This window comes from Neisseria sp. HMSC074B07 (genome assembly GCF_001810355.1).
In the GTDB taxonomy this organism is placed as follows: Bacteria; Pseudomonadota; Gammaproteobacteria; order Burkholderiales; family Neisseriaceae; genus Neisseria.
Genome location: NZ_KV800969.1, coordinates 96700 through 117112, shown reverse-complemented (window position 1 = coordinate 117112; position 20413 = coordinate 96700). Strand labels below are relative to the sequence as shown.

Below are 20413 nucleotides of genomic sequence, written 5' to 3'. Positions count from 1 at the left end.
TGTTGAAAGAATGCGGCGCGGAATACACCGTCGTCCCCATCCAATTCGGCGCACAGATTCAGTCCGCCGAATATCTCGCCATCAATCCCCAAGCCCAAGTCCCCTCACTCAAATTCGGCGATACCGTATTGACCGAATCACTCGCCATCATTACCTTTTTGGCGGAACAGTTCCCCGACAAACACCTCATCCCTGCCGCAGACACATTGGAACGCGGCGAATACTACCGCTGGATGTGCCTGTCGCTGCACCTCGAATACGCAGCCTTCAACAAACTGCACAACCTGCCTGTCGATACGCCCGAGCGCCGCCGCCAAATCGGTTACGGCGATTTTGATACCGCATGGAACACCTTGCGCGAACACTTGAAAAACCGCGACTACATTATCGGCAACAGCTTTACCGCGCTGGATCTGTACTATTCCGGGCTGATTCTGCTCTTAACGCAAAACTTTAAAGTATTGCCTGCCGATGAAACCGATGTACTGCAACGCTACGCCGCCAAACACCTCGCCCGTCCCGCCTTTGCCGAAACCATGGCATGGGCGCAGGAAACCGTTGCCCAAATGCCGCCTGCGGAATAAATCAAGGCTATTAAAACAAAAAGGTCGTCTGAAAACCCTTTTCAATCGGGTTTTCAGACGACCTTTTATCAGACGATTGGAAAATCAGTATTTCACCGAATCATTGCCGCTGTTTTTTTGGATAAATTCAATTTTATAACCGTCAGGATCTTCCACAAAAGCAATAACGGTCGTGCCGTGCATCATCGGTCCTGCCTCGCGCACAACTTTGCCGCCTTTTTGTCTGACCCGTTCGCAAGCCTCATACGCATCATCCACTTCCACTGCGATATGCCCGTAAGCGTTGCCGATATCGTAGCTTTCCGTATCCCAGTTGTGCGTCAATTCCAGTACGGTATTTTCGGCCTCATTACCATAACCGACAAACGCCAAAGTAAACCGTCCTTCGGGATAATCGTGGCGGCGCAGTAAAGACATACCTAAAACATTTTGATAGAAGTCCAAAGATTTTTCGAGGTTGCCAACGCGCAACATCGTATGGAGCAGTCGCATAATGTATTCCTTTTATATTGTTTTAAAAACAGATTTTATCATAGTTCGCCCTAAGCGCCGATTGTCTGCACGGAACGAAATAGCGACACATTTTATCCATAAGGAACAACTTTTTCATCCGTCAGGCAGCCATCCTCGTTTTTCAGACGACCTTGCTTTATAATTATGCTTTATGTGTTTTTCAGAACTATCATGAAGTTAAGACAAACAGCCGCTCTTTTATGGCTGTCCATCCTCTCTTTGCCGGCATTTGCCATCGATTTCGGCCGCATCCCTCAAGACGAAATTTCCGTGTATGTTCAAGAATTGGACAGTGGAAACGTCTTGGTCGACCACCGTTCGAATGTGCCAGTCAACCCCGCATCGACCATGAAGCTGGTTACAGCGTTTGCCGCATTTAAAGCTTTGGGCGGCGATTACCGCTGGACAACCCAATTCAAAAGCGACGGCACGATTCAAGGCGACACCTTGCAAGGCGATATTTATTGGGTCGGCAGCGGAGACCCTGTTTTCGACCAAGAAGGCTTGGTCGGGATGCAGCAGCAATTGCGCGATAAAGGCATACGCAAAATCACCGGCGGCTTGGTACTCGACCGCCATTTATGGGGAGATATTCAAAATCCGAGCGATTTCGAATCCGATGTCGGTTCTCTATTTATGACGCCGCCCGACCCGCATATGCTGGCTTACAAAGTCGTATCGGTCAAACTGGAACGCAATGACATGGGCGGAGTGGATCTTGTGACCAATCCGCCCCTCCCCGACATTAAAATCGACAACAAAATCAACGTCACACCATCAAACGCATCCTGCAAAGCCTTGCAAAACCATATGCGCGCAAACTACAAAGGCGGCGTATTGCATGTTTCCGGCAAAGTTCCGGAATCGTGTTTGGGCAATGAAATGTACGTCAACATGTTGAACATGCGTGAATTTGTACAAAAGAGCTTTATCAACCAATGGCGTTATTCAGGCGGAGAAATTACCGACGGCATCAGGGCAGCATCCGTACCACCTCATTCCAAAACGCTGGCAGTACACCAATCCAAACCCATGTCTGCCATTTTGACGGACATGAACAAATATTCGAATAATCTGATTGCGCGCTCCGTATTCCTGAAATTGGGAGGCGAGCATTCCGGCAACTCCGCCTTGCAGCAAGCCTCTTCAGCCGTAAAACGTGAATTGGCTACCGCGGGCGTGGATACGGAAAACTTGGTCTTGGAAAACGGTTCGGGCCTATCCCGCCGTGAACGCGTCAGCGCCAATATGTTGGCGCAAATGCTGGAAAAAGCCTATTTCAGCCCGTTCAAACAAGACTTCATCGATACCTTACCCATTGCCGGTAAAGATGGCACACTGAAATACCGCCTCAAACAGGCAGGCCCTGCCCTGCGCCTGAAAACAGGCACGCTCAAAGATGTACGCGCCCTCGCCGGATATTGGCTGGGAGACAAACCCATGATCGTGGTAGTGGTGATTAACAGTTCGAATGCCACCAACTATCTGAATGATTTGGATAAACTGGTTTCAAAAATCGTACAGCCTGGCGGTGACGCTTGGATTGATGCGAAAATGAAGTGCGCAGAACGAATGGAAGCTTAAAAAGCATCAAAACACTTCAGGCAGCCGGAGAAATGACTTTCCGGCTGCCTGAAGTGTTTTTCAGAGGTCGCAAATCCTACTGTTCCGTTTTACTGCATGAAGCGGGTCACGAATCGGCTTTACCTTTATTTTTCTTATCAGGGAAAATGAAGGAAGCGGCAATTCCGCAGGTCAGCACAACCAATACAACCAGCAAAGACGTATTGGGCGAAATGTCCCATCCGTGATGGAACATATGATTGCTCGCTGACAAGCCCAGCTTGGCAGCAATGAAAAACAGCAATACGACCACCGCCTTTTCCAAATGAACCAAATAGCCTTTCAACGCTTCCAATACGAAATAAAGCGTACGCAAACCCAAAATGGCAAACATCATGGCGCTGTAAACAATCAACGGTTCTTTAGATACAGCAATCACCGCAGGTACGCTGTCAAACGCGAACATCACGTCCGACAACTCAATCACTGCCAAACATAAAAACAGCGGCGTCGCGACCAACTGCCCTTTACGCATTTTCTGAGGATGGTTATTTTTAGGATGCTTGAGGTCTTCACCCGCCGGCTCAAGCCGCACCTCGGGATATTGCTCATGCGCTTTTTTCAACTCCTCGCCTTTTAAGAAAAAATGGCTGCCGTAAAGACGGGGAAACACAGGGAAAAAGCGATGGACTGCACGATATGCCAAATGTTCGGAATAATCGGCATCTTCTTCGCCCTCCTCTTCATCCCGACGCAGCATCATAACGGCGGTATAGCCGACAATGACGGCAAAAACCACTTCCACAATCGGCCCCAATGCCAACAGTCCGGCGCCGATGGCGACAAAAATCATGCGGAAAATAATCGCGCCGATAATCCCCCAGTACAAAACGCGGTGGCGCAGGCCTTCAGGCACTTTAAACCAAGCAAAAACCGCCATCATTAAAAACAGATTATCTACGGACAATACTTTTTCCAAAGCATAGCCGGTAAAGAACAGGCTGGCGGCTTCACTGCCGTGATGAACCCACAAAAATGCGCCGAACAAAATCGATATCAATACCCAAAACAGCGACCATATCGCGGCACTTTTCAGCGACATCGGTTTGTTGTCCCTATGGGCGAATAAATCGATGGCAATCGCGCCCACAGACAAAATCACGAAAACGGCGACGGTTTCAATGGGGAAACCCAAATGGTTCATAAAAAGCCTTTGTTATCAAAATAAAGCGTAAGTATAGTGAAACAACGCGGAATAATATAGAGAGATCCAATAAAGATAATGTAATATAGTGACTTAACTTTAAACCGACGGCGTTACCTCGCCTTAGTTCAAAGAGAACGATTCCTCTAAGGTGCTGAAGCACCAAAGTGAATCGGTTCTGTACTGTCTGTACTGTCTGCGGCTTCATGGCCTTGTCCTGATTTAAATTTAATCCACTATATTTTCGACAACCGGCACAAACCGGATTCCGCTCTTTATCCACGCCCGACAGACCAGTAAGGGGTCGTCTGAAAATTTCAGACGACCCCTTGCCTCATCGACTTCCTAAACCCCATCCGATTTATTCAACTTGTTGTCTGATTACATTCAATCCGCATCTGTTTCCAAACGCTTCAGAAAGATAGTTTCAAGTCTATTTAAACGCAATATTTCCCAAGATAATTTGTAAGCTAATGTTTTTAATATGGTTTGAAAAATATTTCAGTAAAACCAGCAAGCAACGGTCATCATGAGCTTTGCAAGCCTACTGTTTTCAGGTATCCTCAAACGGATTATTTACAATTTAATATGTTTTAATTACATATCTAATTGAATTAATAAATGATTTATTTCTAACAAGCTACAAAAAATAGAAATTTCCGCTGTATTTTAATTAGAAAAATGTTTGGGCGTGGATTGCCTGCAATTTCATCAGCCCGTGATTTTGAAGTTTTAGATGAGGAATAGTACATGAATCCCATGTATATCACTTTTGCAATCTATCTGGTTGCTGTTCTCTTGATTGGTCTGGCTGCGTATTTCTCCACGCGCAATTTCGATGATTATATTTTGGGCGGTCGAAGCTTGGGCCCGTTTGTTACGGCGATGTCGGCAGGCGCGTCCGATATGTCGGGCTGGCTTTTGATGGGTTTGCCCGGCGCGATTTATTTGAGCGGTCTGAATGAGGCTTGGATTGCCATCGGTTTGGTGATCGGCGCGTATTTCAACTGGCTTTTGGTGGCGGGCCGTCTGCGTGTGCATACCGAATATGCCAACAATGCGCTGACGCTGCCGGATTATTTCTTCCACCGCTTCGGCGCGGGCGGACATTTGATGAAAGTGGTTTCCGCGCTGATTATTTTGTTTTTCTTCACGATTTATTGCGCTTCGGGCATTGTGGCGGGGGCAACTTTGTTCCAAAGCCTGTTTGAAGGCATGACTTACAAGCAGGCGATGTGGCTGGGTGCGGGCGCGACCATTGCCTATACCTTCTTGGGCGGATTCTTGGCGGTCAGTTGGACGGATACGCTGCAAGCCTCTTTGATGATTTTTGCGCTGATTTTGACGCCTGTAATGGTGTATCTGGGTCTGGGCGGTGCGGAACAAATGTCTGCCGCGATTCAAAGCATTGCCACAGGTACGGGCAAGGAATATAACAGCCTGCTTGCCGGCACGACCGTCATCGGCATTATTTCCACCGCCGCATGGGGCTTGGGCTATTTCGGTCAGCCGCACATTTTGGCGCGCTTTATGGCGGCTGAGAGCGCGAAATCGCTGGTGTCCGCACGCCGCATCGGTATGACTTGGATGGTGTTGTGTCTGGCAGGCGCGGTAGCGGTCGGTTATTTCGGTATTGCGTATTTTGGTGCCAATCCCGACCAAACCGCTTCCATGCACGGCAACCACGAACGTATCTTCATCGCGCTTTCTACTTTATTGTTCAACCCTTGGATTGCAGGCATTATTTTGAGCGCGATTTTGGCGGCGGTCATGTCCACTTTGTCTTGCCAGCTTTTGGTTTGCTCCAGCGCGATTACTGAAGACTTCTACAAAGGCTTTTTGCGTAAAAATGCGCCGCAATCAGAATTGGTATGGGTGGGCCGTCTGATGGTATTGGCGATTGCCATTATCTCTATTCTGATTGCGTCCGACCCTAAGAGCAAAGTTTTAGGCTTGGTATCTTATGCGTGGGCAGGTTTCGGCGCGGCGTTCGGTCCGATTGTGATTCTGTCGGTATTGTGGAAACGCATTACGGCATACGGTGCTTTGTCGGGTATGATTGCCGGCGCGCTGACTGTGGTGGCATGGGCGGAGTGGGTTAAAAAACCGGCTTTGGCTGCACATGAAACCGGTATTTGGACTATGTACGAAATTGTCCCCGGCTTCATCGCCTGCTTGATTATCGCTGTTCTGGTTTCACTGACCGACAAAGAGCCGTCTCGTGAAATCCAAGAACGTTTTGAAAAAGCGGACACAGAATACCGCGAGGCGAAATAAGTGTTTTCAGACGACCTGCCGTTGACCGTAGGTCGTCTGAATTTTTATACGGGAAGGCAGGTTTTATTTTTATATTGATGCTCATGCGGATAATGCGGTCTTTTAGCTTTATCTGCTTTTTATCAAAGCAAAAAATCCTGTTTTTGAGATAAATTGCTTGTCCGACCCTTATAAATTTATTAAGATATTATCTATATGCTTTAAATCTTTTCAGACGACCTCGAAAAGGGATGGGGTCGTCTGAAAATCATCATAAAAACTTTGGAGAACCTTAAAATGTTTGACTTTGCTTTTCCGACACAAACGCCACTGCGCCAAGCGATTACCGATGCTTACCGCCGCGACGAAATCGAAGCCGTTCAGGATATGCTGCAACGCGCCCAGATGAGCGATGAGGAGCGTCGGGCGGCGTCCGAACTCGCGCGCCGTTTGGTTACGCAGGTTCGTGCCAGCCGCACCAAAGCCAGCGGGGTGGATGCGCTGATGCACGAGTTCTCGCTCTCCAGCGAAGAAGGCATTGCGCTGATGTGTCTGGCGGAAGCTTTGCTGCGCATTCCCGACAATGCGACGCGCGACCGCCTGATTGCCGACAAAATTTCCGAAGGCAACTGGAAAAGCCATTTGAACAACAGCCCGTCCCTATTCGTTAACGCCGCCGCATGGGGCTTGCTGATTACCGGCAAACTGACCGCGCCGAGCGACAAGCAGATGGGTTCGGCTCTGAACCGCCTCGTCAGCAAAGGCGGCGCGCCCCTGATCCGCCAAGGCGTGAACTACGCCATGCGCCTGTTGGGCAAGCAGTTTGTTACCGGACAAACCATTGAAGAAGCGCTGCAAAACGGCAAAGAGCGCGAAAAAATGGGCTACCGCTTCTCCTTCGATATGTTGGGCGAAGCCGCCTACACCCAAGAAGATGCCGACCGCTATTACAACGACTACGTTCAAGCCATTCACGCCATCGGCAAAGATGCCGCCGGACAAGGTGTTTATGAAGGCAACGGCATTTCCGTCAAACTTTCCGCCATCCATCCGCGCTACTCGCGCGCCCAACACGAACGCGTGATGAGCGAACTCTTACCTCGTCTGAAAGAGCTGTTCCTTTTGGGTAAAAAATACGATATCGGTATCAATATCGATGCTGAAGAAGCCAACCGTTTGGAGCTGTCTTTGGATTTGATGGAAGCACTCGTTTCCGACCCCGATTTAGCCGGTTACAAAGGCATCGGCTTTGTCGTTCAGGCATATCAAAAACGCTGCCCCTTCGTCATCGACTATCTGATTGACCTTGCCCGCCGCAACAATCAAAAACTGATGATCCGCCTCGTTAAAGGCGCGTACTGGGACAGCGAAATCAAATGGGCGCAAGTGGACGGCTTGGACGGCTATCCGACCTACACCCGCAAAGTCCATACCGACATCTCCTACCTCGCCTGCGCGCGCAAACTGCTGGACGCGCAAGACGCCGTGTTCCCGCAATTCGCCACCCACAACGCCTACACCTTGGGCGCGATTTACCAAATGGGCAAAGGCAAAGACTTTGAACACCAATGCCTGCACGGTATGGGCGAAACCTTGTACGACCAAGTGGTCGGCCCGCAAAACTTAGGCCGCCGCGTGCGCGTGTACGCCCCGGTCGGTACACACGAAACCCTGCTCGCCTACTTGGTGCGCCGCCTGTTGGAAAACGGCGCGAACTCGTCGTTCGTCAACCAAATCGTCGATGAAAACATCAGCATCGACACGCTGATCCGAAGCCCGTTCGACACCATCGCCGAACAAGGTATCCACCTGCACAACGCCTTGCCGCTGCCGCGCGATTTGTACGGCAGGGGTCGTCTGAATTCCCAAGGCGTCGATTTCAGCAACGAAACCGTGTTGCAACAGCTTCAAGAAAAACTCAACCGCGCCGCCGCGCAAGACTTCCATGCCGCATCCATTATCAACGGTAAAGCCCGCGATGTCGGCGAAGCGCAACCGATTAAAAACCCCGCCGACCACGACGACATCGTCGGCACAGTCAGCTTTGCCGATGCCGCGCTTGCCCAAGAAGCCGTCGGTGCAGCCGTTGCCGCGTTTCCTGAATGGAGCGCGACGCCAGCCGCCGAGCGCGCCGAATGCCTGCGCCGTTTCGCCGATTTGCTGGAGCAGCACACCCCCGCGCTGATGATGCTTGCCGTGCGCGAAGCGGGTAAAACGTTGAACAACGCCGTCGCCGAAGTGCGCGAAGCCGTCGATTTTTGCCGCTACTACGCAGGCGAAGCCGAAAACACCCTGCCCAAAGATGCCAAAGCCGTCGGCGCCATCGTCGCCATCAGCCCGTGGAACTTCCCGCTCGCCATCTTTACCGGCGAAGTCGTTTCCGCATTGGCAGCCGGCAACACCGTTATCGCCAAACCTGCCGAACAAACCAGCCTGATTGCCAGCTACGCCGTTTCCCTGATGCACGAAGCGGGCATCCCGACTTCTGCCTTGCAACTTGTCCTCGGCGCAGGTGATGTCGGTGCGGCACTGACAGGCGACCCGCGTATCGGCGGCGTGATTTTCACCGGTTCGACCGAAGTGGCGCAACTGATTAACAAAGCCCTTGCCAAACGCGACGACAGCCCCGTATTGATTGCCGAAACCGGCGGTCAAAACGCCATGATTGTCGATTCCACCGCGCTGCCCGAGCAGGTTTGTTTGGACGTGCTCAACTCCGCCTTCGACAGCGCGGGACAACGCTGCTCCGCGCTGCGTATCCTTTGCGTTCAAGAAGATGTCGCCGACAAGATGCTCGCCATCATCAAAGGCGCGATGGACGAATTGGTCGTCGGCAAACCCATTCAGCTCACCACCGACGTAGGCCCCGTCATCGATGCCGAAGCGCAGCAAAACCTGCAATCGCACATCAACAAAATGAAAGGCGTTGCCAAGTCTTACCACGAAGTCAAAGCCGCCTCCGATGTTGATCCTGCGAAATCCACTTTCGTGCTGCCGATTTTGTTCGAACTCAACAACTTGAACGAACTCACCCGCGAAGTCTTCGGTCCCGTCCTGCACGTTGTCCGCTACCGCGCCGACGAACTTGACCAAATCATCGACCAAATCAACAGCAAAGGCTACGCGCTCACCAGCGGCGTACACAGCCGTATCGAAGGTACGGTCAAACGCATCCGCGAACGCATCGAAGCGGGTAACGTTTACGTCAACCGCAACATCGTCGGCGCCGTCGTCGGCGTACAACCGTTCGGCGGACACGGTATGTCGGGCACGGGTCCGAAAGCGGGCGGTTCGTTCTATCTGCAAAAACTGACCCGCATCCCCGAATGGGTTGCACCGCCGCTGAGCCGTATCGGGCAAGCGGACGAAGCCGCGCTCAAACGCCTCGAAGCCCTGATTCACAAGCTGCCATTTAATGCGGAAGAGAAAAAATCAGCGGCATCGGCATTGGGACACGCCCGCATCCGCACCCTGCGCCAAGCAGAATCTGTCTTGGTCGGCCCGACCGGCGAACGCAACGCCATGAGCTGGCGCGCGCCCAAACGCGTCTGGGTACACGGCGGCAGCCTCCTGCAAGCCTTCTGCGCCCTAACCGAACTTGCCGCCGCAGGCATCGTAACCGTCGTCGAACCCGACAGCCCGCTTGCCTCCTACACCGCCGACCTCGAAGGCATGCTGCAAGTCAACAGCAAACCTGAAAGCACAGGCGTGCATCACGTCGCCGCCCTAAGCCCGCTGGACAGCAGCCGCAAGCAAGAGCTGGCAAACCGCGACGGCGCACTCATCCGCATCCTCCCGTCCGAACAAGGCTTGGACATCCTGCAAGTGTTTGAAGAAATTTCTTGCAGCGTCAATACCACAGCCGCCGGCGGCAACGCCAGCCTGATGGCCGTTTCTGACTAAAAGGACTGAATAAACGCCAGAGCGTTTGAACAAAGGTCGTCTGAAAACGTTAGCAAAACCCGCTAAGTCCGTTTTCAGACGACCTTTTTATGCTTTGATGAAAAGTTGGATTCCCTATAGTGGCTTAACTAAATCAGGACAAGGCGATGAAACCGCAAGACAGTACAGACAGTACAGAAACCGATTCACTTGGTGCTTCAGCACCTTAGAGAATGTCTCTTTGAGCCAAGGCGAGGCAACGCCGTACCGGTTTAAAGTTAATCCACTATAACTTATGCCTTCAAAAATGAAGCAGAAATTTGAGTGATATCGCGGATAAGATGAGGAGGCAACTTATTCCGGTTATTTCGACAAACAGGGATAACGGCAGGCAAATACCCTACTTCTATTTCAATTCACATCAACAAAAAAGGAAGAAACCTCGGTTTCTTCCTTTTGCATTTGAGGTCAAATTTTAACCGCCGAAGTCATCCAAGAGGATGTTTTCATCTTCCACGCCCAAGTCTTTGAGCATTTTGATGACGGACTGGTTCATGATTGGCGGGCCGCACATATAGAATTCGCAGTCTTCCGGTGCTTCGTGGTTTTTCAGGTGGTTTTCGTAAACCACGTTGTGGATGAAGCCTGTGTAGCCGTCCCAGTTGTCTTCCGGCAGCGGATCGGACAAGGCGACGTGCCATGTGAAGTTCGGGAACTCTGCTGCGAGTTGGTCGAAGTCTTCAACATAGAACATTTCGCGTTTGGAGCGCGCACCGTACCAGAAGGTGATTTTGCGTTTGGAGTTCAAACGTTTCAACTGGTCGAAAATGTGAGAGCGCATAGGCGCCATACCTGCACCGCCGCCGATGAATACCATTTCGGCATCGGTGTCTTTGGCGAAGAATTCGCCGAACGGGCCGGAGATGGTTACTTTGTCGCCGGGTTTGAGCGACCAGATGTAGGAGGACATTTGTCCCGGAGGCGCATCGGGTACGCGCGGAGGCGGCGTGGCGATACGCACATTCAGCATGATGATGCCTTTTTCTTCTGGATATGAAGCCATGGAGTAGGCGCGCAAAATCGGCTCGTCCACTTTGGAAACGTATTGCCACAGATTGTATTTGTCCCAGTCTTCGTGATATTCCTTAGGAATGTCGAAATCTTTGTAGGCAACGGTGTGCGGTGGGGCTTCGATTTGGATGTAGCCGCCGGCGCGGAAGGGAACTTCTTCGCCCTCGGGAATGGCAAGCTTGAGTTCTTTAATGAACGTGGCTTTGTTGTCGTTGGAGATGACGGTGCATTCCCATTTTTTCACGCCGAACACTTCTTCCGGTACTTCGATGTCCATGTCGGTTTTGACGTTGACTTGGCAGGACAGTCGGCAACCTTCGCGTGCTTCGCGTTTGCTGATGTGGGACAACTCGGTCGGCAGAATGTCGCCGCCGCCACTTTTCACGACAACGCGGCATTGTCCGCACGAACCGCCGCCACCGCAGGCGGAGGGAACGAAGATGCCTTGACTGGCAAGCGCGCCCAGCAGTTTGCCGCCGGCGGGCATAGTCAGCTCTTTTTCATCGTTGACTTTGATGGTGATGTCGCCTTCACTTACCAACTTGGATTTGGCAAACAGAATCATCAGTGCCAAAGCCAAGACGATGACGGTGAACATCACGATACCTAAAATAATTTCCATGCCGAATCCTTTCTTATAACTGGATGCCGGAGAACGACATAAACGCCATCGCCATCAGGCCGGCGGAGATAAAGGTGATGCCCAGTCCTTTGAGGCCTTTGGGAGCGTCCGAATATTTCATTTTTTCGGTAATGCCCGCCAAGGCGACAATCGCCAGCATCCAGCCCAAACCTGCGCCGAAACCGTACACGACGGATTCGCCGAAGTTGTATTCACGTTGTGCCATAAACGAGACGGCACCGAAAATCGCGCAGTTCACGGTAATCAGCGGCAGGTAGATACCCAGCGCGTTGTAGAGGGCGGGAACGAATTTGTCCAAGAACATTTCCAGAATCTGCACCAAAGCCGCAATCACGCCGATGAAGGTGATGAATTTCAGGAAGGTCAAATCCACGCCTTCGACAATCGCGCCGTCTTTGAGCAACGAGTAAACGAGCTGGTTGGCTGGGACGGACAGGCCGAGTACGAAGGTAACGGCAACACCCAAGCCGAATGCGGTGGATACTTTTTTCGATACCGCCAGAAAAGTACACATGCCCAAGAAGAAGGACAGCGCCATGTTTTCAATGAAGACGGATTTCACAAAAAGGCTTAAATAGTGTTCCATGTCTTATTCCTCCGCCTGTTCGGGTTTCCATGTGCGCAAACCCCAAATCAAAAAGCCGATGATGAAGAACGCGCTCGGAGCCAGCAGGAAGAGGCCGTTGGTTTGATACCAGCCGCCGTCCTGCACGGTTTGGAAAACGGTGTAGCCTAAGAGTTTGCCTGAACCGATAAGCTCGCGGATGGTTGCGATGATAATCAGCATCATGCCGTAACCTGCGCCGTTACCAATACCGTCTACCAGGCTTTCCAACGGCGGCTCTTTCATGGCGAAGGCTTCGGCGCGACCCATCACGATACAGTTGGTAATAATCAGGCCGACGAATACGGAGAGCTGTTTGGACAATTCGTAGGCATAGGCCTGCAACAATTGGTCAACCAACGTAACCAGCGACGCAACAATCGCCATCTGCACGATAATGCGGATGCTGTTCGGGATGTAGTTGCGTACCAGCGAGATGAAAAAGCTGGAAAAACCGGTTACCAAACTGACGGAAATACCCATCACGATGGCCGTCTGAAGTTTGGTGGTAACCGCCAGCGCCGAACAAATACCCAAAACCTGCAAGGCAATCGGGTTGTTGTCGATAAAGGGTGAAAACATTAAATGTTTCAAGCGTTTCATATCAGCCATTATTGTGCTCCTGCTGATTTCAATTTGTTCAGGTAGGGGATATAGCCGTTTTCGCCGAACCAGTAGGCAAACGAACCTTGCACGCCTTTGGAAGTCAGCGATGCACCGGAAAGGGCATCTACGCCATGCTCTTTGTCCGAGCTTCCGCCTTTGGAAACATGCAGGGCAAGTTTGCCTTGTTCGTCAAAGAGTTTTTTGCCGACGAATTTTTGTTGCCACAACGGATTGCCGATTTCGCCGCCCAAGCCCGGAGTTTCACCTTGGTCGTAGTAGGTAATGCCGTTGATGGTATTGCCGTCGGGCTGGATGGCGACGAAGCCGTACATAACCGACCACAAACCGTTGCCGTGCATAGGCAGGATGATTTGGCTGACTTTGCCGTCATCGCCTTTTACCAAATAAACTTCGGTGTATTTGGCGCGGCTTTTGATGCCTGCCAAATCGTCTTCAGGTTTGATTTGGATGCTTTGCGCGGGGTCTTTGGCGGCAACACGCGCGCTGAAGTCTTTCGGCGCGTCTTTCACATATTCGCCGGTCGCCAAATCAACCACGCGTTGCTCGATGCGGTCGGCAAAGGTTTTGCTGATGTCGGTATTTTTATCGAGCAAACCGGCAACACTCAGGATGTAGCTTTGCTTGTCCTGAACCTTTTGTTTTTCCTGCACCGGTTTCAAGCCGACAACCGCGCCTGCTACGATGACCGAGCAAATCAGGCTGACCGCCAACACCACAATCAGCGTGCCGCTGAAGCTGTCTTTATCGAATTTCTTAGCCATTGCTGCGCGCCTTTCTGCGTTTGATGTTCGCTTGTGCGACGAAATAGTCGAAAATCGGGGCAAACAGGTTGGCAAACAGAATCGCCAACATCATGCCTTCGGGGTAAGCCGGATTGACCACGCGGATCAATACGCACATCACACCAATCAGCGCGCCGTACCACCATTTGCCGACATTGGTAAAGGAAGCGGAAACAGGGTCGGTCGCCATAAACAGCATACCGATGGCGAAGCCGCCGACGACCAGATGCCAGTACCAAGGCATGCTGAACATCGGATTGGTGTCCGAACCGATGACGTTAAACAGCGAAGACATGGCAATCATACCGATCATCACACCGGCAATAATGCGCCAAGAAGCGATGCGGGCAAACACGATAAACGCACCGCCGATTAAAAGCGCCAAAGTGGATACTTCGCCGATAGAACCGGGCAGGTTGCCGATAAACGCATCCATCCAAGTAATGGATTTACCGGTAACGGCATTTTGCAGGCCGTCTGAACCGTGCGCCGCCCACTGAGCTAACGCAGTTGCGCCGGAATAGCCGTCAACCGCCGTCCAAACGGTGTCGCCGGTAATATTGGCAGGATAGGCGAAGAACAAGAAAGCACGACCTGCCAGCGCAGGGTTCATAAAGTTTTTACCCGTACCGCCGAACACCTCTTTCGCAACCACCACGCCGAAGGTAATACCCAAGGCGGCCTGCCACAGCGGCAGCGTAGGCGGAACGATTAAGGCAAACAGAATCGAAGTCACGAAGAAACCTTCGTTGATTTCGTGTTTGCGCACGGTGGCGAACAAAACTTCCCAGAAACCGCCGACGATAAATACGGTCGCGTAAATCGGCAGGAAGTAAATCGCGCCGAACAGCATTTTGCCCAACACGCCCGCTTCAGACGACATATTGATGCCCAAAGCGTTGGCAAGGGCGTAATGCCAGTCGTTGGCGATGCTTTTTTGCAGCAAATCAGGCGTTAACGCACCGAATGCCTGCGCACCGACATTGTACATACCGTAAAACATGGCGGGGAACAAAGCCAGCCATACCAAAATCATCATGCGCTTGGAGTCGAGCGCGTCGCGGACGTGCGCCGCTTTGCGCGTTACCGCGCCGGATGTGTAGAAAATCGTCGCCGCAGCTTCATAGAGGGCATACCATTTTTCATGTTTGCCGCCCGGCAGGAAGTGCGGTTCGATTTTTTCCAGAAAATGTTTCAAGCCCATAATCAGCCTTCCTTCTCAATGGTTTCCAGCACCTTGCGCAACAGCGGGCCGTATTCGTATTTGCCCGGGCAGACGAAACTGCACAAAGCGAGGTCTTCTTCGTCCAATTCCAAGCAACCCAAAGCCTGCGCGCTGTCGGTATCGCCGACGATTAAATCGCGCAGAAGCAAGGTAGGCAGGATGTCCAGCGGCATTACGCGCTCGTAAGTACCGATGGGAACCATGGCGCGGTCGCCGCCGTTGACGGCTGTTGTGAACTTGAAGAGTTTGTTTTTCAGGAAATGACCGAGGGTCGTACGCGTAATCGAGTATTTGTCCGGCTGCGGCGCAACCCAGCCGAACAGCTCTTTGCTGCGGCCTTCTTCGATAACGGAAATCTGATTGTGGTAGCGTCCCAAATAATCATGCGCGCCTTGTGCAATCGCACCGTTCAATACCGAACCGGAAATCACGCGGTTGTCCGCATCAACCAATTCGCCGGCGGTAATTTGCGACACCTTCGCACCCAAAACGGTACGCAAGAGGCGCGGTTTGTTGACTTGGGGGCCGCCCAAAGCAACCACGCGCTCGGTATTCAGACGACCTGTTACGAACAAACGTCCGATCGCAATCACGTCTTGATAGTTGATGGTCCAAACGGTTTTATTCGCGCCGACAGGCTCGATGAAATGAATGTGCGTGCCGCTCAAACCCGCGGGATGCGGGCCGCCGAATTCGTGTGTTTCAATATTGGCGGCGTTTTCAGAAGGCACGTCCGCACCGGCTGCCTTACAAACATGGATTTTGCGTTCGGTCAGACGGCTCAACACCAGCAAACCTCGTCTGAAATCCTCGGCGGCTTCTTTGATCACGACCACAGGGTCTGCCGCCAGCGGATTGGTGTCCATCGCATTGACGAAAATGGCGAACGGCTCGGCATCGACGGCGGGGATTTTGCTGAACGGACGGGTACGCAGCGCAGTCCACAAACCGGATTGAATCAGATTGCGGCGCACTTCTTCGCTGCTTAAGTTTGCCAACGCATCGGGCGCGTAGCGTTCGAACTCGATTTCGTCATCGCCTTCAACGGCAATCACGACCGACTGAAGCACGCGCTTTTCGCCGCGGTGAATCGCGGCGATTTTGCCGGAAGCCGGCGCAGTAAACACCACGCCCGGATTTTTCTTGTCTTCAAACAGCACTTGGCCTTTTTTGACGGCATCGCCTTCCTTGACTTTCATCGAGGGGCGCATACCGGCATATTCTTCGCCAAGCAACGCGACTTCGGTAATGGCCGGACCGTCGTAAACGGCTTGCTCCGGTCTGCCCGCGATGGGCAGGTCTAGGCCTTTTTTGATTTTAATCATAGATTTGCATTACTTGTGATGAGTTAAACAGAATAAAATGTTCCAACTTTTCAGACGACGTTTGAAATGGCAAAGCATGGGGAAGGTCGTCTGAAAGTAAAGCCTTACTTACGGAAAACAACAATTAAATGAAAACTGTAAAACGTTTGATTTTAGCAGGAACAGCCCGCCTTATGTCAGATTTACGCAGATTTTTTCCAGCTTCCTGCCCCGAATCCCACGCAAAGCAGCCCTCCAATAAAATTACAAGATATTGATGCCCCAAATTAATCCCTGGCAGAATACAAAAAGGTCGTCTGAAAACCGAATCAATAAGAATCAGGTTTTCAGACGACCTTTCGAAGTTTAGGAATCAGAACAACTGCCAAACGAAGAAGATCAGCGTATGCAGTATAAACAGCGGAATCAACACCCCCACCGACCACATCATATAACCGAAGAAAGTCGGCATTGGCACGCCGCGCTGCTCGGCAATCGCTTTAACCATAAAGTTCGGCGCATTGCCGATATAAGTGAGCGCGCCCATAAACACCGAACCCATGGATACCGCCAACAACGAATGGAACAGATGCCCCGTCATCAACGCCTGAGCATCGCCGCCCGCCATATTGAAGAACACTAGATAAGTCGGCGCATTATCCAAAAATGCGGACAACAAACCGCTCATCCAGAAATACATCGTATTAATCGGATTGCCCGAAGCGTCATGCACCAACGACACCACCGCACCCAGCGCACCCGCCTCGCCTGCCTTCAAAATCGCCAAAACAGGGGAAATCGTAATGAAAATACCCAAAAACAGTTTGCCCACTTCGGCAATCGGGTCGAAATTGAATTCATTGCCCGCCCTGACCTGTTTGGGCGTAATCAGCAACGAAACAACGGTCAGCACCAGCAAAATCACATCGCGCACCAAGTTTTGCAACGCATAGTGGCTGCCTAAAATCTCAAACCCCGGATGATCGGGCTTCCACAAGCCGGACAGCAAAACCGCACCGACCACGCCCGCCAGCAGCAGAAAATTCCATTTGCCGGCAATACGCAAATCTTCATCGGCCTCCTCTTCCTGCCGAATCTGTTCCACATTGGCTTCACGCGCGTGATAACGGCTGTCAATAATGTAAAACACCAGCAACAGCACCACCGTACTGATCAATACGGGCATCAACATGTGTTTCACCGTCCACATGAAATCCACGCCCTTCAAGAAGCCCAAAAACAGCGGAGGATCGCCCAACGGCGTCAGGCCGCCGCCGATATTTGCCACCAAAAAAATAAAGAATATAACGACATGCACCTTATTCTTGCGGTAATGGTTTGCCTTAAGCAGCGGACGAATCATCAGCATTGCCGCACCGGTCGTCCCCATAAAGGAAGCCATCACCGTCCCCGCCGCCAGCAGCCCGGTATTCAGCGCAGGCGTACCATTGAGCTTACCCCAAACCAAAATCCCGCCCGAAATTGTATATAAAGCCAAAAGCAGCAGGATAAACGGGATATATTCCTCAACCAGCGCATGGGCAACCGTATGCACACCCGCCCCGAAACCGAACACAACGGCGAACGGAACCAAAAACAGCAGCGTCCAAAACGCTGTAATCTTGCCGAAATGGTGATGCCAGGTATGCGCGAAAAAGAGTGGCCCCAAAGCGATAGACAAAAGAATCAACGCGAACGGCGCACCCCAAAACAGACTGAGCGTCGCGCCGTCAAAATCAGCGGCGTGAGACACAGCGGGAAGCAGGATGAGGGATAGAATTGGTAAGCGGCGCATTGTTTTTCCTTGTTTTTCTTAGTTTTTCTTATGGACGAAAAGCCTAAACAAACACATCCGCACAATGCCGTGAAATCAAACAAAAACGTCTGCAACCAACCTTGGCATCAAGCGGCGGAGTGTTGCCATATGTAAACCTTGTTTGATTGTAAGTGAAAACCCCGCCCCAAACCAGTCAAAATAACCGACCGCCCTACCTTGTTTCTCAATATTCAATCCCCTATTCCACCATGTCTGCCGAATCAGATTTTCAAAATCCTTTTGAAAATAAAATGCTAGGTCAAAACAATGTAAACTATCAAAATATAACTTTAGATTTATTTTTCCAAACATTTACACTCCGCCCATTGGACAGGAAATTATCGACCGCCGAAATCCGCTTTCCACCCAAGGCAGCAAACCACAGTCAAAACAAGTCTACTGCGGCAGTGCAACCCAAATGATCAATATAAAGCCGGTCGGCAATAGCAGACACATTATCTTTTTCAGACGACCTTGTAAGCGGAATAATTTATGATACAATACGCCCCTACTCTTGAACGGGTCTGTAGCTCAGGGGTTAGAGCAGGGGACTCATAATCCCTTGGTCGTGGGTTCGAACCCCACCGGACCCACCAATCAAATCAACGACTTGCGTAAGCTGGGCATTTTTTTCGAGTCGGCACTGTGTCCAATTTGTGTCTTTACATAGCCCGATACCATCCAATACCTCGGCATGGGCTTGAAGATGTTCCGCCGACAAATGTGCGTAACGGCGTACCATCTCAACGCTTTCCCAACCACCCATCTCCTGTAAGGCGGACAACGGCACGCCAGACTGAACCAGCCAGCTTGCCCACGTGTGCCGAAGATCGTGCCAGCGGAAATCAGAAATTCCTGCCTTTTCCAAGGCGTTTTTCCAAATCCTCGAGCTGATGCTTTGAACTTTTCGTCCATTGGAATAAGTAAAGACAAATCGAGAATGCTTCCCCATCTGCCTTGATATTACGCCTATGGCCGTATCATTCAGGGCAACACCTATCGCCTTGCCTGATTTGCTTTCGTCAGGATGTATCCATGCGGTTCTTCCCGTCAAATCCACTTGCTGCCATTCCAAGTCCAAAACATTGCGCTGGCGCAATCCCGTGGATAAGCTGAATATAACCATTTCGGCCATATAGTCGGGCAAGGAGGCAATCAACCTATTTGCCTCATCTTTCGTCAGCCAGCGGATCCGCCGTTTAGGCTCTCGATAAAGCGTCAGATGGGGAGCCCTTTCCAACCACCCCCATTCCTTGACGGCTTTGTTCAGTATGGCGCGAATCAGCGCAAGATAACGGTTTTTCGTGCTGTCGGAGCAGTTCTTTTTTGCGACGGTATCCATGATGAAATCACGGGTCAAGTGATGCAGGTAAATCCCGCGCAGTTCCGGCAGACCACGCAATCTGCACAAATCGTTCCCGATGCTTTTCTTGCTGCCATTCTCTTCAATCCATTTGACTGCGGCCTCCTCCCACAGCCGTTTCGGTTTTTCGTCAAAATGCTCGTGCTGCCATAACTCGTATGTCAATTTATTGTGCAGCCTTTGCGCTTCCTGTTTGTTTTTAGTGCCAGCAGACTGTCTAATTCTGCGGCCGCTTTCTGTCCTAATATCGACGTAGTAAACGCCTTTTCGTAAGTAGATCGGCATTTTGCTTTGCTCCTGTGTTCGAGCGAAGCCTGCACCTGTTCATTTTCTTTTTGCATCAGGAAAACGTCAAGTGCGGCTTGGGTAATACAATAACGGCGGCCAGGTCTGCTGGCCTCAAGCATCCCTTTACGGATGTATTGTCGGATGGTTTCGGCGTGGCATTTGCAGTATTCTGCTGCCTCTTCCACGGTGTAGGTTTTGCTCATTCTGCCTCCCGCATCACTTCGAAAACTTTAAACGGCGCAGTTTCGGTCAACTGTTCCAGTTTTCTGAGGGCCAAATAGCGTTTGATGCGCGGTTCGAGTATCAGATAGTATTCTTCATTGACATAAAAAAGCAGGCACATATCGTTGCCTGCTTCCGTCTGCACCGGTATCAGCCGGTAATGTGGATAATCTTCCTCTGCCGGAATTACAATGGAAGGTATCTTTACCGTACTGACGGGATTTTTTTTGTCAATCAGCATTGTTGCTTCCTTTTTTCTATTTCGTTTTGGAGTCGGTAAAAACCGCATACTTTTTCGGCTTTTTCAGCAAACGTTTGCCGCCAGCCGTTGGCAGATCTCGAACGACTCAGGGCAATGTTTGCCTCGTAAACGGCATCTTTAAATTCGATGATTAAAACCAACGGCCAACTGCCGATTCCTTCTGGCGGCTTTGCAAGCAGGGTCTTGTAACTTTTCTCATCCACA

At 51.1% G+C, this 20413-nt stretch carries 17 protein-coding genes, 1 tRNA gene and 1 pseudogene; 5 read left to right on the top strand and 14 right to left on the bottom strand.

The genetic code is table 11. The features are described 5' to 3' along the window. Positions 1 to 2: 2 nt before the first annotated feature. Complete coding sequence (locus HMPREF2726_RS10150; protein ID WP_246827888.1) at positions 3 to 584, top strand: glutathione S-transferase family protein; 582 nt, start codon at positions 3 to 5, stop codon at positions 582 to 584. Between the two features lie 84 nt (positions 585 to 668). Here the strand turns inward: HMPREF2726_RS10150 and gloA are convergent, their stop codons facing one another. Continuing rightward, positions 669 to 1076 carry a lactoylglutathione lyase gene (gloA, locus tag HMPREF2726_RS10145; protein ID WP_003756006.1) on the bottom strand — a complete coding sequence of 136 codons (408 nt, stop codon included), beginning with the start codon at positions 1074 to 1076 and terminating at the stop codon, positions 669 to 671. Positions 1077 to 1241: 165 nt separating this feature from the next. Here gloA and dacB point away from each other — a divergent pair, with 165 nt between their 5' ends. Beyond that, positions 1242 to 2681 carry a D-alanyl-D-alanine carboxypeptidase/D-alanyl-D-alanine endopeptidase gene (gene dacB, locus HMPREF2726_RS10140; RefSeq protein ID WP_070603269.1) on the top strand — a complete coding sequence of 480 codons (1440 nt, stop codon included), beginning with the start codon at positions 1242 to 1244 and terminating at the stop codon, positions 2679 to 2681. Positions 2682 to 2787: 106 nt separating this feature from the next. On the opposite strand, the gene HMPREF2726_RS10135 is transcribed toward dacB, so the two are convergent. Next, a complete protein-coding gene (locus HMPREF2726_RS10135; RefSeq protein ID WP_049223390.1) occupies positions 2788 to 3864 on the bottom strand; it encodes a TerC/Alx family metal homeostasis membrane protein in 1077 nt (358 codons plus the stop codon). A 750-nt stretch (positions 3865 to 4614) separates the two neighbouring features. Here HMPREF2726_RS10135 and putP point away from each other — a divergent pair. Continuing rightward, positions 4615 to 6141 carry a sodium/proline symporter PutP gene (gene putP, locus HMPREF2726_RS10130; RefSeq protein ID WP_070603267.1) on the top strand — a complete coding sequence of 509 codons (1527 nt, stop codon included), beginning with the start codon at positions 4615 to 4617 and terminating at the stop codon, positions 6139 to 6141. 276 nt (positions 6142 to 6417) lie between these two features. Continuing rightward, a complete protein-coding gene (gene putA, locus HMPREF2726_RS10125) occupies positions 6418 to 10023 on the top strand; it encodes a bifunctional proline dehydrogenase/L-glutamate gamma-semialdehyde dehydrogenase PutA (protein ID WP_070603265.1) in 3606 nt (1201 codons plus the stop codon). Between the two features lie 454 nt (positions 10024 to 10477). Here the strand turns inward: putA and nqrF are convergent, their stop codons facing one another. The 8 genes from nqrF to HMPREF2726_RS10085 all read right to left on the bottom strand — a co-directional run bounded on the left by nqrF (position 10478) and on the right by HMPREF2726_RS10085 (position 18386). Beyond that, positions 10478 to 11695 (bottom strand): NADH:ubiquinone reductase (Na(+)-transporting) subunit F, encoded by a 1218-nt coding sequence (gene nqrF, locus HMPREF2726_RS10120; protein WP_003741084.1) that lies wholly within the window; start codon positions 11693 to 11695, stop codon positions 10478 to 10480. Between the two features lie 13 nt (positions 11696 to 11708). After that, entirely contained in the window at positions 11709 to 12302 is a 594-nt protein-coding gene (gene nqrE, locus HMPREF2726_RS10115) for an NADH:ubiquinone reductase (Na(+)-transporting) subunit E (RefSeq protein ID WP_049222568.1), read from the bottom strand. 3 nt (positions 12303 to 12305) lie between these two features. Beyond that, entirely contained in the window at positions 12306 to 12932 is a 627-nt protein-coding gene (locus HMPREF2726_RS10110) for an NADH:ubiquinone reductase (Na(+)-transporting) subunit D (protein WP_003755984.1), read from the bottom strand. Beyond that, the gene (locus tag HMPREF2726_RS10105; protein ID WP_009311195.1) at positions 12932 to 13708 is read right to left on the bottom strand and encodes a Na(+)-translocating NADH-quinone reductase subunit C; all 777 of its coding nucleotides are present in this window, start codon (positions 13706 to 13708) and stop codon (positions 12932 to 12934) included. Before HMPREF2726_RS10105 ends, HMPREF2726_RS10110 begins: the two co-directional genes overlap by 1 nt. Continuing rightward, positions 13701 to 14933 carry an NADH:ubiquinone reductase (Na(+)-transporting) subunit B gene (locus HMPREF2726_RS10100; protein ID WP_009311194.1) on the bottom strand — a complete coding sequence of 411 codons (1233 nt, stop codon included), beginning with the start codon at positions 14931 to 14933 and terminating at the stop codon, positions 13701 to 13703. The genes HMPREF2726_RS10105 and HMPREF2726_RS10100 overlap by 8 nt, the downstream gene beginning before the upstream one ends. A 2-nt stretch (positions 14934 to 14935) precedes the next feature. Then, entirely contained in the window at positions 14936 to 16279 is a 1344-nt protein-coding gene (locus HMPREF2726_RS10095; protein WP_009311193.1) for a Na(+)-translocating NADH-quinone reductase subunit A, read from the bottom strand. A 352-nt stretch (positions 16280 to 16631) separates the two neighbouring features. Then, a complete protein-coding gene (locus tag HMPREF2726_RS10090; protein ID WP_003755974.1) occupies positions 16632 to 18053 on the bottom strand; it encodes a sodium:proton antiporter in 1422 nt (473 codons plus the stop codon). A gap of 75 nt (positions 18054 to 18128) precedes the next feature. Next, positions 18129 to 18386 (bottom strand): hypothetical protein, encoded by a 258-nt coding sequence (locus HMPREF2726_RS10085; RefSeq protein ID WP_003755972.1) that lies wholly within the window; start codon positions 18384 to 18386, stop codon positions 18129 to 18131. Positions 18387 to 18594: 208 nt separating this feature from the next. Between HMPREF2726_RS10085 and HMPREF2726_RS10080 the strand changes: the two genes are divergently transcribed. Beyond that, a tRNA-Ile gene (locus tag HMPREF2726_RS10080) sits at positions 18595 to 18670 on the top strand. A 77-nt stretch (positions 18671 to 18747) separates the two neighbouring features. Here HMPREF2726_RS10080 and HMPREF2726_RS14815 read toward each other — a convergent pair. The 4 genes and pseudogenes from HMPREF2726_RS14815 to HMPREF2726_RS10060 form a co-directional block, all read right to left on the bottom strand. Then, positions 18748 to 19683 (bottom strand): annotated as a pseudogene (locus tag HMPREF2726_RS14815) (tyrosine-type recombinase/integrase); the annotation flags it as partial. Further along, positions 19599 to 19928 carry an excisionase family DNA-binding protein gene (locus HMPREF2726_RS10070; protein ID WP_070603262.1) on the bottom strand — a complete coding sequence of 110 codons (330 nt, stop codon included), beginning with the start codon at positions 19926 to 19928 and terminating at the stop codon, positions 19599 to 19601. The pseudogene HMPREF2726_RS14815 and the gene HMPREF2726_RS10070, both read right to left, overlap by 85 nt. Further along, entirely contained in the window at positions 19925 to 20188 is a 264-nt protein-coding gene (locus HMPREF2726_RS10065) for a hypothetical protein (protein WP_049230285.1), read from the bottom strand. Before HMPREF2726_RS10065 ends, HMPREF2726_RS10070 begins: the two co-directional genes overlap by 4 nt. Then, positions 20182 to 20412: a hypothetical protein gene (locus tag HMPREF2726_RS10060; RefSeq protein WP_049230286.1), complete on the bottom strand. Its 231-nt coding sequence runs from the start codon at positions 20410 to 20412 to the stop codon at positions 20182 to 20184. Before HMPREF2726_RS10060 ends, HMPREF2726_RS10065 begins: the two co-directional genes overlap by 7 nt. Between the last annotated feature and the right edge of the window lies 1 nt (position 20413).

What these genes read in the sequence shown, in the direction of transcription:
- gloA (WP_003756006.1), bottom strand. Translation starts at nt 1,076, where the DNA reads ATGCGACTGCTCCATACGATGTTGCGCGTTGGCAACCTCGAAAAATCT.
- dacB (WP_070603269.1), top strand. Translation starts at nt 1,242, where the DNA reads ATGCTTTATGTGTTTTTCAGAACTATCATGAAGTTAAGACAAACAGCC.
- HMPREF2726_RS10135 (WP_049223390.1), bottom strand. Translation starts at nt 3,864, where the DNA reads ATGAACCATTTGGGTTTCCCCATTGAAACCGTCGCCGTTTTCGTGATT.
- putP (WP_070603267.1), top strand. Translation starts at nt 4,615, where the DNA reads ATGAATCCCATGTATATCACTTTTGCAATCTATCTGGTTGCTGTTCTC.
- putA (WP_070603265.1), top strand. Translation starts at nt 6,418, where the DNA reads ATGTTTGACTTTGCTTTTCCGACACAAACGCCACTGCGCCAAGCGATT.
- nqrF (WP_003741084.1), bottom strand. Translation starts at nt 11,695, where the DNA reads ATGGAAATTATTTTAGGTATCGTGATGTTCACCGTCATCGTCTTGGCT.
- nqrE (WP_049222568.1), bottom strand. Translation starts at nt 12,302, where the DNA reads ATGGAACACTATTTAAGCCTTTTTGTGAAATCCGTCTTCATTGAAAAC.
- HMPREF2726_RS10110 (WP_003755984.1), bottom strand. Translation starts at nt 12,932, where the DNA reads ATGGCTGATATGAAACGCTTGAAACATTTAATGTTTTCACCCTTTATC.
- HMPREF2726_RS10105 (WP_009311195.1), bottom strand. Translation starts at nt 13,708, where the DNA reads ATGGCTAAGAAATTCGATAAAGACAGCTTCAGCGGCACGCTGATTGTG.
- HMPREF2726_RS10100 (WP_009311194.1), bottom strand. Translation starts at nt 14,933, where the DNA reads ATGGGCTTGAAACATTTTCTGGAAAAAATCGAACCGCACTTCCTGCCG.
- HMPREF2726_RS10095 (WP_009311193.1), bottom strand. Translation starts at nt 16,279, where the DNA reads ATGATTAAAATCAAAAAAGGCCTAGACCTGCCCATCGCGGGCAGACCG.
- HMPREF2726_RS10090 (WP_003755974.1), bottom strand. Translation starts at nt 18,053, where the DNA reads ATGCGCCGCTTACCAATTCTATCCCTCATCCTGCTTCCCGCTGTGTCT.
- HMPREF2726_RS10085 (WP_003755972.1), bottom strand. Translation starts at nt 18,386, where the DNA reads ATGTTTGGAAAAATAAATCTAAAGTTATATTTTGATAGTTTACATTGT.
- HMPREF2726_RS10070 (WP_070603262.1), bottom strand. Translation starts at nt 19,928, where the DNA reads ATGAGCAAAACCTACACCGTGGAAGAGGCAGCAGAATACTGCAAATGC.
- HMPREF2726_RS10065 (WP_049230285.1), bottom strand. Translation starts at nt 20,188, where the DNA reads ATGCTGATTGACAAAAAAAATCCCGTCAGTACGGTAAAGATACCTTCC.